This window comes from Methanobrevibacter arboriphilus (assembly GCF_019669925.1).
In the GTDB taxonomy this organism is placed as follows: Archaea; Methanobacteriota; Methanobacteria; order Methanobacteriales; family Methanobacteriaceae; genus Methanobinarius; species Methanobinarius arboriphilus_A.
This window is the reverse complement of sequence record NZ_AP019779.1, coordinates 253424-264846: the sequence shown is the minus strand read 5'-3', so window position 1 is coordinate 264846 and position 11423 is coordinate 253424. Positions and strand designations below refer to the sequence as shown.

General features: G+C 25.4%; 9 protein-coding genes. All 9 read left to right on the top strand.

Going from position 1 to position 11423, the window contains the following annotated elements; genetic code table 11:
• Window positions 1–3: 3 nt before the first annotated feature.
• Entirely contained in the window at window positions 4–339 is a 336-nt protein-coding gene (locus tag MarbSA_RS01125) for a hypothetical protein (RefSeq protein WP_221061665.1), read from the top strand.
• Between the two features lie 274 nt (window positions 340–613).
• Window positions 614–3313 carry a right-handed parallel beta-helix repeat-containing protein gene (locus MarbSA_RS01120; RefSeq protein WP_221061664.1) on the top strand — a complete coding sequence of 900 codons (2700 nt, stop codon included), beginning with the start codon at window positions 614–616 and terminating at the stop codon, window positions 3311–3313.
• A 5-nt stretch (window positions 3314–3318) separates the two neighbouring features.
• Window positions 3319–3552: a hypothetical protein gene (locus MarbSA_RS01115; protein WP_221061663.1), complete on the top strand. Its 234-nt coding sequence runs from the start codon at window positions 3319–3321 to the stop codon at window positions 3550–3552.
• A gap of 149 nt (window positions 3553–3701) precedes the next feature.
• Window positions 3702–3926, top strand: a complete 225-nt coding sequence (locus MarbSA_RS01110) for a hypothetical protein (RefSeq protein ID WP_054834854.1) — start codon at window positions 3702–3704, stop codon at window positions 3924–3926.
• 17 nt (window positions 3927–3943) lie between these two features.
• Complete coding sequence (locus MarbSA_RS01105; RefSeq protein WP_156314589.1) at window positions 3944–4705, top strand: hypothetical protein; 762 nt, start codon at window positions 3944–3946, stop codon at window positions 4703–4705.
• 22 nt (window positions 4706–4727) lie between these two features.
• Window positions 4728–5564, top strand: coding sequence for a hypothetical protein (locus MarbSA_RS01100; protein WP_221061662.1), 837 nt, complete (start codon window positions 4728–4730; stop codon window positions 5562–5564).
• Window positions 5565–5668: 104 nt separating this feature from the next.
• Window positions 5669–6013 (top strand): hypothetical protein, encoded by a 345-nt coding sequence (locus tag MarbSA_RS01095; RefSeq protein ID WP_054834858.1) that lies wholly within the window; start codon window positions 5669–5671, stop codon window positions 6011–6013.
• A 488-nt stretch (window positions 6014–6501) separates the two neighbouring features.
• A complete protein-coding gene (locus MarbSA_RS01090; RefSeq protein WP_221061661.1) occupies window positions 6502–9966 on the top strand; it encodes a Mur ligase family protein in 3465 nt (1154 codons plus the stop codon).
• Between the two features lie 73 nt (window positions 9967–10039).
• Window positions 10040–11257 carry an Mfer335 family protein PmurA gene (gene pmurA / locus MarbSA_RS01085; RefSeq protein ID WP_054834861.1) on the top strand — a complete coding sequence of 406 codons (1218 nt, stop codon included), beginning with the start codon at window positions 10040–10042 and terminating at the stop codon, window positions 11255–11257.
• Window positions 11258–11423 lie beyond the last annotated feature (166 nt).

Genomic DNA, 11423 nt, shown 5'->3' with positions numbered 1-11423 from the left:
AACATGAATAAAAAAATAATTGTTTTTGCAATAGTTATAATAGTAATAATTACTCTTGGATTAGTGGGTATGGTTTTGAATAATAATTCAAAAAAAACAGTCAATGTTAATAATTCATCTTTGAATGATACTAATAATCAAAAAGTAATTAGTGAAACTAATGATAATAATCAAAGTTCTAAAGATAATAAACTAAATGATAAGAATACTAAAAATAATAAGAATAATAAGAATAATACTAATAATACTAATAAACAAGTAGTTCAAGTTCCAGATGAGTATGTTGGTTCTTCTAAGGGTGATCCTGATGAGGATGGAAATGTTTTTATTACTACATAATTATTTATCAAATAATATTTTTAGTGATAATCATGAATAAAAAAATAGTTATTTTCGCATTGATTATAGTATTATTGACAATTAATGTTATTGGAGTTGTATATAATGCTTTTAATGTATTCGGAGAAAATAGTTGATACAAATAAATCAGTGTTAATCCTGAAGAAAATGGAATTGTTATAATCTAACTTTGTATTGTATATTTGAATAAGAATTATAAAATAATTTTAACAATTTAGTTTCAATAATTACCATGTTTTAAGAAGTGATAAATATGAACATTATATTTAAAAGTCTGATTGTAATTTCTTGTGTTTTGTTCCTGTTTTTGCCTAGTGCTAGTGCTGTAAATTATAGTGTTAACTCTTCTTGGTCTAATGGGATGATTCAGGAGTTGATAGATAATACGGATAATATCACTGGGTTGTATTTTTCTTCAAGTAGTGGAAACATTTTTATTAATATTAATTTGATTATAAATAAGCCTATTAGTATATTTTGTGATGATGGTGTGTTATTTAATGGTTCTAACACAGCTATTCCTTTGAAGTATGCATTTAAGATTTTATCTGATAATGTGAATATTGAAGGTTTTATTTTAGATGGTTATGTAACTGGATTTATTGGGGAATCTGTTGATAATATCAGTATTACTAGTAATTTTTTTAATAATACTGATACTGGCATTGATATAATTAATGCTAATGGATTAGTTATCTTTAACAATTCTGTTATTAATGGTCGTTATACTGGTATTTCAATTGAGAATTCAAACAATACTAATATCTCAAATAATAGTGTTTCTGGATTTAATAAAGGTATTGATGTAATTGAAACTAATAACACTAATATTTCAAATAATAATATTATTGATAATAATAATATTGGTTTTAAGCTTGATTCATCTGAAAATACACAGATTAAGGATAATAATATTGATTATAATGGCTATGGAGCTTTTATAAGCAATTCAAATAATGTTAGTGTAGAGAATAATAATGTCACGAATAATAGTAATCATGGAATTGTAATTTCTTCTTCTAAAAATTCAAAAGTTGAAAATAATGTTGTTAGTGGTAATAATCGTTCTGGTGTCTTTTTAGATGAAGTAAAGTCATCAAATATTTCTAAAAATAAGGTTGAAAATAATAAAGAGGATGGAATTAATATTGGTTTGGTTGAAGATTCAGCTATCTCTAAAAACAAAGTTTCTGGTAATGGTAAAAGAGGTATTTTTGCAAGTCAGATAAATAAAACAGTATTGAAAGACAACATAATTGAAAATAATAATGATCATGGTATTAGGGCTATTAATATTTCATATTCTGAGTTAAAGAACAATAATTTAAGCTATAATATGAAGTCTGGTGTATATGTTACTAATTGTCATGAAGCAGATTTATCTAATAATTATATTTACATGTCTTTTGAGAATGGACTAACTATTAATGATTTATTTAATTCTTCTTTGTTTAATAATACTATTGATAGGAATATAGATTTTGGAATATATATTAATTCCTCTAGTTTTTCCCATATAAAATTTAATACCATTAAAAATAATTGGGATGATGGTATTCTTGCTAATGGGATTTTTAGTACTGATATAATAGCTAATATTTTAAAGGATAATGGAGGTAATGCCTTACATTTATTAGATAATGCTGATTGTAATATATATAATAATTCCATATTGAATAATGAAGGTAAAGGAATTTATATTCATTCTAAGGAATTTGGTTCAGGTTTTTCTTATATTAAGAATAATTTGATTGTGAATAATGGAGGTGAAGGTATTTTTTTAAGATATTGTCCTTTTATTATTAGCTATAATATTATAAGTAATTGTTCTAAGGGAATTATTTTGGATAATGTTCCTTCTGTTTATCCTCCTTATTGGAACTTTAGTATTGTTAGGTATAATAATTTATCAGATCTTCAAACTGGTATGCAAGTGACTAACTCAGATAATAGTCCTTCAATTGAGAATAATATTCTTAAAAATATTGCTGAGGATGGATTTTATTTGAACAATATTAGTGGATCAATTTATTTTAATAATACTTTTATGAATGTTAAAGGTGTTTGTATTTATGCAATTTCTTTAGGTGGCACTATTACTAGTTGTAAGTTTGTAAATTCTAATACTGGTGTTTATCTTGATTCTGACAATGTTAGTATCAATAAAAATACTTTTGTAAATGTTATTCAGGGTATTCGTGTTTTTGGGAAGAATAATAATATTGAGAGTAATATTATTAATAAGAGTAGTGAAGGAATCTCTGTTAATGGTATTCTTAATTATATTGGTTATAATAAGATTTCATCTACTAAAAAGAAGGCTATTTTAATTTTTGCTCATAGTAATAAAGTTGAATACAATGTTTTTAGGAATAATTATGATGATATTTTCATAAACTCTGAAAACAATACAATTTATAAAAATAAGATGATAAATTCCAAACATATTAGTATAAACATTGGAATGTATGGTTATAATAAGATAAGAAAAAATAATATACAAAACAAGAATATGGCTATTAAAATTAGCTCAAATTATAATACAATAATTGATAATATTATTTCTAAGGTTAAAAGAGGCATTTTTATTAAAGGAGGTAAAAATAAAATTAAAAATAATAAAATCAAATCTAAAACCTATGGAATTTCAATTATGGGGCATAAAAATACATTATATAAGAACACTGCCTATAAAAGTAAAATTGGAATTATTATTATGGGAACTAAAAATAAAATCATGAGTAATGCTGTTAGTAAAAGTAAATATTATGGTATTAAGTTAAATGGGGATAAAAACCAATTGTCTAAAAATATAGCTCGGTTGTGTAAAAAATATTCTATTAAAATTACTGGTGATCGTAATACTATTAAGAATAATAAATTAGGTAAGAAAATAAGTAAAAGACTTTCTATTAAAGGATATAAGAATAAGGTTAAAAAGAATAAGGCATGATAAAAATGAGCCTTGTTCTAGCTAATTATTATTGGAAATTTAAAATGGATAATATATATAAGAAATATTTTATTAGTAGCTTATTATTTTTGTTATTTTTAGTTTTTTCTTTATCTTGTGTTAGTGCTTCTACTTATGTTGAAGTTCTAATGGTTTTCTTCAAGGTTCTGTTAAGTATGATAATATTTATCTGGGTTTTGATAAAATGGTTAAGTTTGGAGGAGTTAACTTCATTATAACCATTGTTCTTTTTGTTTTCGTTTTCTGTTAAGTCTGTTTTTAAGGTTAGTAGTACTTATTCTAGTGTTAAATTAGATTTGAATGCAATTAAAATGCTGTTAATAAAATTTCAACGGTACCTTCTATTGTTAAAGCTGCAAGTAGTGTTGTGAAGGCAGAAGCTAAGAAAGTGATTGTGAAAGTAGCTCAAAAGGCGGCTAATGTTTATAATGCTGTTAAGTATGTTTCTACAAAGGTGGTTAGTGGTGTAAAAACTGTAGTTAATGCTGGTAAAAGTATTGTAGGTAAAGCTGTTTCTATAGTTAAGACTGTTGTTAATAAGGTTTCTAATGGTATTAAATGGGGTCTTGGAAAACTTGGAATTAAATTATAATTTATTGAGGATTTATGATGAGTGTTGAAAATAAAAGAATTAAGATAAAAACGCAGGCTGAAGAAGTTTTGCAGGATTATCCAGATATTAAAGGTTTAGAAGATGTTTTTGAATCTATTTGGAGTCTTGAAGATAATGCAAATTTTAAATTTTTGATTACAAGCTTTAAAAAGATAATGGAACATTTTTATGGTTCTGATTATCATATTTTAAATGCTTCTGAGAGTTTTATTAGAGAAATTCCTCAGATTAGTTATTCTAAGGAGATTTTATTTTTAAATAGGTTTAAGTATCTTATTCCTGTTAGATTTAGGGATGTAGTTGGTATATATGAATATGATGCTTTAATAGAGATTATTTTTGTATTTTTTGATTTTAATAATGAGAAGATTACTCCTTCTAATGTTTTTGGTTTGTCTAATAAGGTTATAAAGCTTTTAAATGAGTTTGATATGGATATTTATTTTGAAAATCCTGATAAAGAATATTTTATGAAACTTAAAGCGTTAAAATGGGATAAAAAAGCCAAAAAACTCTTCAACAAAATCGATAAATATCATGATAAATTTAGGCAAACTTGTATTGAGGAGGTTTTTGATGAGAATCCTGATGATGGCTATCCAATTATGTGGGGCTTTGGCGCTGATGTTTGGAGGTGTTGGATTTTTTTGAGTGGTTGTAGTGCTGTTAATAATGATCGTGAGGTTATGGTTGTTGATGATGTTGTTTGTGCTTGTAAGACTTATTTTAAGTTATTAGGTCTTTTAAATAAAAATTAAAAAATTATGGGAGATGTTTTTGATGAGGATTGGTAAGCCTACTGCGATTTTTTTAAGTGTTATATTTTTTATAGAACTGTTATTATTATTTTTCCTTCTTTTATTTTTTTGGGAAGGCTTAGGAGATTTTTTGATTGAGTATAGATTTATTTTTCAAATTGTTCTTTGGGTTGGTGGTGCGTATCTTTCTAAAAAGTTTTATAATTACATATATAATGATGTAAAAATTAAAGAAGGTCGTCACGCTGTTGCTGTTTATTCTAGTACTTCAGATAAAGGTAGAAAAGTAGTTGTTGGTCTTGTGACTTTAGTCTTCATTGTTTTTATAGTGTATGCTTCTATTATGATATTTTCATCAAATAATATTGATACTGATAATGAGGTGAGTATTAATCATTTTAATAATCAAAATATTTCTTTTAATTATTCTAATAATTGGAGTATAGAAAGTAATAATAGTACAGATATTGTTTTAGTAGATAGTTATGGGCGTTATATATACATTTCAATTGATAAAACTGATGGTTATACATTAGATATGCTTTATAATTTATATAGATCTTCATGGGAAGAAGATGAGAACATTTCTATTATCAATTCTAGTAATATCAAAATTAATAATATTCCAGCTATCGTATCTTATCTTAATATAAGCTATAATGAAACAGTTAACATGAGTGAAGAAATGTTAAATATTGTATCTTTCTTAAATATAAAACCAAATGAAACAAAACATACTAATTCTTATAAAATTATCATGACTAAAGAAGACAAATATTATTTAATTTCATATTACTATACTGGTGATGCTATAAATGAAAAAGAATTCAAAATATTCATAAATAGCTTTAAAGTCTAAAAAAATAATATGAGTTTCATATTAGAAACGATAAGGCATATTATATTAAATTATAGGGAATTTTAAAAAAATAATTAATTTGAATATTAAAGGAAGTTTTTTCAATGAAAATGGAACATTACAAATTATTAATATTATTAGGTATTTTAATCATCTTTTTTGGGCTTTTAAGTTCTGTTTCAGCTTGTCCAATAATAAACATGACTAAAAGGGAATCAGATAGTCAAAACATTAAATTAAATCAATATAAATATAAAGTTTCATGGGAAAATAATAATATTGATGTTAATCGGGTAATCTGTCTTAATTCAACTGGAAATATTATAAACCCGACAAAATTCATCAATAATACAGTTATCAATAGTAGTAATTCTAAATTAGAATTATTAAAATTTGATTTTACAAATAGTACAAGTGATAATGCTTTAATAAGATTAAACAATTCTTAAATTGAATGATATTAAGTTTAGTCTTATTGATGGAAAAGTGATTAATTCTTTTAAGAGTGATTTAAAGTTTAATAATAGTTTATTTATTGATATTAAAACAAGTAATGGTATTATTTATGGTTTTAACACTGATTTAAATTTTTAATAATGCAGAATTTACCAATATTGATAATAAAATGTATCATTCCATGATTTTAATAGATATATAATATGAAATTTAAAATGAAATCCATTTAATACTTTTAGAAACTCAATACAAACATATCTCAAATAATCATTATATTTCCTTCATTTTTTCATAAAAATCTACCACTATAAATTATTTAAATATTTTATATTTTAAATAATACTAATTTTATTGCAATATTGGTTTAATAGTAATAATTATATACTTTAATTTACAAATATAAAGCTTAACTATATGATTATATTAAAATTTATCTTATAATTTTTTTATTTATTTATATTAAATCTAAACGGGGAATGTTGTGTTTTTTGGAAAAAATATTCTTGTTGTTGGTGCAGGGAATGCAGGAAGACCAGTAGCTAATCTTTTTAATTATTTAGAAAAGAATGTTATTGTTACTGACTCCAATTCATTTGATAACCTTCCTAAAAAAGCACAAAAAAAGATAGAATTACTTGAAAATAGAGGTATTACTTTTGAATTAGGAGATCATAATGATGATCTTTTAGATTTTCCTGATGCTGTTTATATATCTCCCAATATTCCAAAAACTGCTGATTTTGTAAAAAAGATTTATGAACTTTCTTCTAAAGGAAAGTTTGATATTATTGAAAATAAAGATGTTGGAAATATTTTAAATTCACTGATAGCTATACCTATGGTTGGGATAGCTGGAACTGATGGTAAGACTACTACAACCAATATGATTAATTTTGCTTTGAAAGATAAGTTTAATACTCTTATTTTTTCATCTCTTCAGGATTCTTTAGTTATTGAAGGGTTAGTTGAAATGGTAGTTAATTCTGAATGTGAAAATAAGGATTTAGCTATTTTTGAACTTCCTCATGGAACTATTAGGATGGCTGATGGTCTTGAACTTGATTTTTGTGTTATTACTAATTTAACACCTGATCATATGGATGAATTTGAAAATTATGAGGATTATATTACTAGGAATATAGCTATTGAGAAACTTCTTAAAAAGAATGGCTTGGTTCTTGCTAATGGTGATGATCCAATTATTAGTAGTAGATTAGATACATTTAATCATGATTATATTGTGTATGGTCTTCAAAATCCTCAAACTGTAGAGTTTGAGGGTAATACTTACTATAATGATAATGTTGATTATGATATAGTAGCTACTAATATTAAGCTTAATGGTTTAGATGGGTCAAGTTATAAGATTAAGTCTGGAGATATTTTAACTTTAGTTTGTAATAATTGTGGTAAAATTAATTATGATTTGAATAATTTTAATTTAGATAATCTTGATTCAGATAGTTTTGATTTAAATGATTCTGATTCAGATAATCTTGATTCAGATGATTTTGATTTAGGGATTTGTAAGTGTGATAATTATTCTAGAAAAGTAATACCTTCTTTTGAAAGAGAGGTTAATATTAAGGTTCCTGGTTTGATTAATGTCGAAAACTCTCTTGCTACAATTTTAAGTTCTTTAATCATGGGCATTGATTTAGATGATGCTATAAACCGTATGTCTTCATTTAAAGGTGTTAAAGGAAGATTTGAGAAAATTGATAAGTTAAATGGTGTAAATATTTTTATGGATGCTGCTCATAATCCAGAAAGTATGGAAAAATTATTTTCTGGCTTTGATATCTCTGGAAAACTCATATTAAGCTTGGATAATCCTGATACTTTAACTTCAAGAGATAAGTATAAAATTGGGGAAGTACTTGGAAAAGTAGTTGATGTTTTGATTGTTTCTTCTAAAAATGAAACCACTGAGTTTGTTGATAATAATGCTGCTTTTGAAGTTTTAGATGGAGCTTTTAATGTTTGTAGTGATATTGAAACTTATGTAACTGAAAATGTTAGTGAATCTATTTTTAATGCATTGTCAATAGCTGATACTGGTGATACAATTATTCATATTGGCCCTGGTGTTGTTAATGCTTATGATAATGTTAAAAATGATATTAAAGATGCGATAAATTTTTATGAAGCTATTTCTGGGAAAGTCGTTGTTATTGGTGGTTGTGGAACTGTTGGTAGCTTAATCGGAAGAGTTTTAGCTGCAAATGGTATTGATGTAACAATTTCTGATTCTGCAAATGAAACTCCTTTAAAATCAATTTTTGAAACTGAAGGTATTGATTTAGAGTTAGGTAGTGAAATTAGTAATGAACTTTTATATAATGCATCTTCTATTTTTTTAGCTCCTAGTTTAATGGATAATGAAAAATTTATTAATAATTTAAGGAATGATTTAAATAATATGAGTTTTGAAGATATTCCTGTTTTTGGTATTGATGAAATATTTAAGTTTTTTAGATCTGATAAATTAGTTTTTGGTGTTACTGGTACTAATGGTAAAACTACTACAACAGAAATTCTTAAAAACATTTTTAAAACTGCTGGATTAAATGTTCCAGAGCACAATCTTAATATTCAAGGAAATACTGAATTTATTCCTTCTTTACAATCTAAACTTGAGGGTGATGTAGCTGTTATTGAAATAGGCACTTTTGGTAATGCTGGTGAGATAGAAACAATATCTAAAAATGCAGAAGTTGATACTGGAATTATCACGAATATTACTCAGGATCATTTATCTAATGGAAGTTTTAATGATTACGTTAATTGTAAAAAAGAGATGGTTGATTTAGCTGATAATTTAATATTATGTGCTGATGATCCAATCGTTGCTTATCTTGGAAACTTAAAAGATAATGAAGATTTATTATTTTTTGGAATTAATTATTATGGAGACATTTTTAAAGATATTGATGTTTTTAAAGAATCTAGAATATGTCCAGTTTGTGGTAAAGACTTAATTTATGATATTCATTATTTGGGCCATCTAGGTAATTATCACTGTGATTGTGGTTTTAAAAATCCAAAGATAGATATTGAGGCTAGAGATATAATTTTTGATAAAGAAGATTCATCTATAAAATTTACATTAAAGATTTATGAACAAACTGCTGATATAACTTTGAAAAATGGTTCTATAGCTAATGTTTATAATTCATTAGCGGCTGCTACTGGAGCTTGGCTTTCAGGAGTTGATATTAATGATATTGCTGATGGAATTAATTCATTTAGTGGGGTTAATGGTAGGTTAGAAATTATTAATGATAATCCTAAGATAATTCTTGATTATGCTCATAATCCGGCAGGTGTTAAGTCTGTTATTCAGACAGTTTCTAATATTATTCAAAATGATAAAAAATTAGCTAATGGAAGATTTATTATAGTTAATACTATTTCTTCAGAAAGTGGTGACGAAGGGGACTTAGAAATAGCAAAACTTTTATCTAAAGCAGATATCATCATTCCAGCTTCTTATTCAGCATTTAAGTCTTCAAAATTTATAAATGATTTTGCAAATGAAAAATGTGAAATAATTTATACTGAGTCTAGCAAAAACTCTACAAAAGTTGGAACGTTAGGAGCAAGCTTTGAACAAGTGAAAGAAGGACTTATAATTGCTTTAAATATTATTAATAACTCAAAACAGAATATTAACAATATTATCAAAAATAAACACAGTACCAATGATAAAAACATTATCAAAGATAAAAACAATAGTAATGATAAAAATATTATCAAAGATAAAAATATTAATAATGATAAAAGTAGTGTTAATGATAAAAATATTAATAATGATAAAAGTAATGTTAATGAAAAAGATATTAGTAATGATATTATTCTTATTATAGGGGAAGGTGGGCTTAAATATTCCCAAACAATTTTAAGTGAGGTAAATGGTAATAAGGGAGGAGATTTAGGGATATAAGAAGTTTTTTTATAAATTATATAATTTTTATAGGTTTTATAATTTTTGGGGATATGATAAATTGAAGGGCAAAATGCGCTGGTCAGTTAAAGTTATCGTTGGATTACTAGTTGTAATATTTTTACTATTACCTTTTTCTTTTATGGGAGAACATGAGTTTTCAGGCAATGTAACCGAAGTATCAAAATATCCTTTGGGTAAAACAGTTTTTGCAGGAGAATCTGTTGTAGATGAGTCAAAAATTGACAAATATCCTATCGTTACAAACATTGATTATTTATTCAATAGATTGAAAGTTTTTGATTTTAGTAGTGTATTTATATCTATTTCAACAGGGGTTGTTCCTTTACCAGTTTATGAATTTTCAAGTTCGGGAATTTCAGATTCTGGAGTTGCAACAGGTTTTTCTGGTCCAGGTATTTTAACTGAGGAAAACAATAAATTAATTGTTAAACCTCCTGATAATTTTGTTTGGGGATATAAAACTCCTTATACTGTTGCAGTTAAAACTGAAGATGGCATAAATATTGTTGAAGAAAACAAAACAGTGAAATTTGTTGGAAAAGATGATATTAATAATAATACAATTCCTCATAAATATGTATCCGGTGAAGTTGTTGAAAGTTGGTTTAATCAATCTAATGTTGGTGATAATTTGACTTTAGATTATGGATTATCAGATTTTTCTGATAATAGGACTTTTATTAAACCTGATGAAATAAAAGAATTTTTTGGAGAAAGTGTGTTAAATTATACTTATTATTATCCTTCTTCCTCACCAGTCATGGTTTATGAGGCAAACTATACTGAATTTAATGTGACTGATGCTTATACTTACCTAGGATCATATCCTCAATATAATGATGCTAACCGTGCATATAATGCTAAACAATTTGCTAAAGCATGGAATGGAACAATTATTCCTCCTAATTCAACATCGTCAGGAATTGATATTGTTGATTTTGCTGTGTCTTCTGATCCCAAAGCTCCTGGAGGGGGTGCATCTCATGGAGTATGTCCTCCTGCTAGAACTTTAAGATCTATTGCATTAGCTATAGGACTTTCTTTACCTAAAGGAATGAATGGTGATCATGATGCAGTAAACTTTGGTGTCAATCCAGGTTCAGGTATTAAGGTAACAAATTCTTTAGATTATCCTATTAAAATTATCATGTGGACTGAAGGTGAGGGTACTGGTATGATTATTCATGCAAAAATGATTGAAATGGTTCCAACAGATGTTAATATAAACAATACCAATTCTTCATTAATCAATGATTCTAATACGTAGTATAAATTCTAATATAAATTATAATTACTATTTATAAAATTTATATTATTTACAAAGTTTATATTATTTATAAAATTTATTATTTATATAAAATATATTATCTATTTATGTGAAATTTATTATTTATAATGAAATAAGATTAAATCAATAAAATGTTTATATGATT

Bases quoted from the DNA above. Each gene is read 5' to 3' on its own strand.
- MarbSA_RS01125 (WP_221061665.1), top strand. From the start codon at position 4: ATGAATAAAAAAATAATTGTTTTTGCAATAGTTATAATAGTAATAATT.
- MarbSA_RS01095 (WP_054834858.1), top strand. From the start codon at position 5,669: ATGAAAATGGAACATTACAAATTATTAATATTATTAGGTATTTTAATC.
- pmurA (WP_054834861.1), top strand. From the start codon at position 10,040: ATGCGCTGGTCAGTTAAAGTTATCGTTGGATTACTAGTTGTAATATTT.
- MarbSA_RS01100 (WP_221061662.1), top strand. From the start codon at position 4,728: ATGAGGATTGGTAAGCCTACTGCGATTTTTTTAAGTGTTATATTTTTT.
- MarbSA_RS01105 (WP_156314589.1), top strand. From the start codon at position 3,944: ATGAGTGTTGAAAATAAAAGAATTAAGATAAAAACGCAGGCTGAAGAA.
- MarbSA_RS01120 (WP_221061664.1), top strand. From the start codon at position 614: ATGAACATTATATTTAAAAGTCTGATTGTAATTTCTTGTGTTTTGTTC.
- MarbSA_RS01115 (WP_221061663.1), top strand. From the start codon at position 3,319: ATGAGCCTTGTTCTAGCTAATTATTATTGGAAATTTAAAATGGATAAT.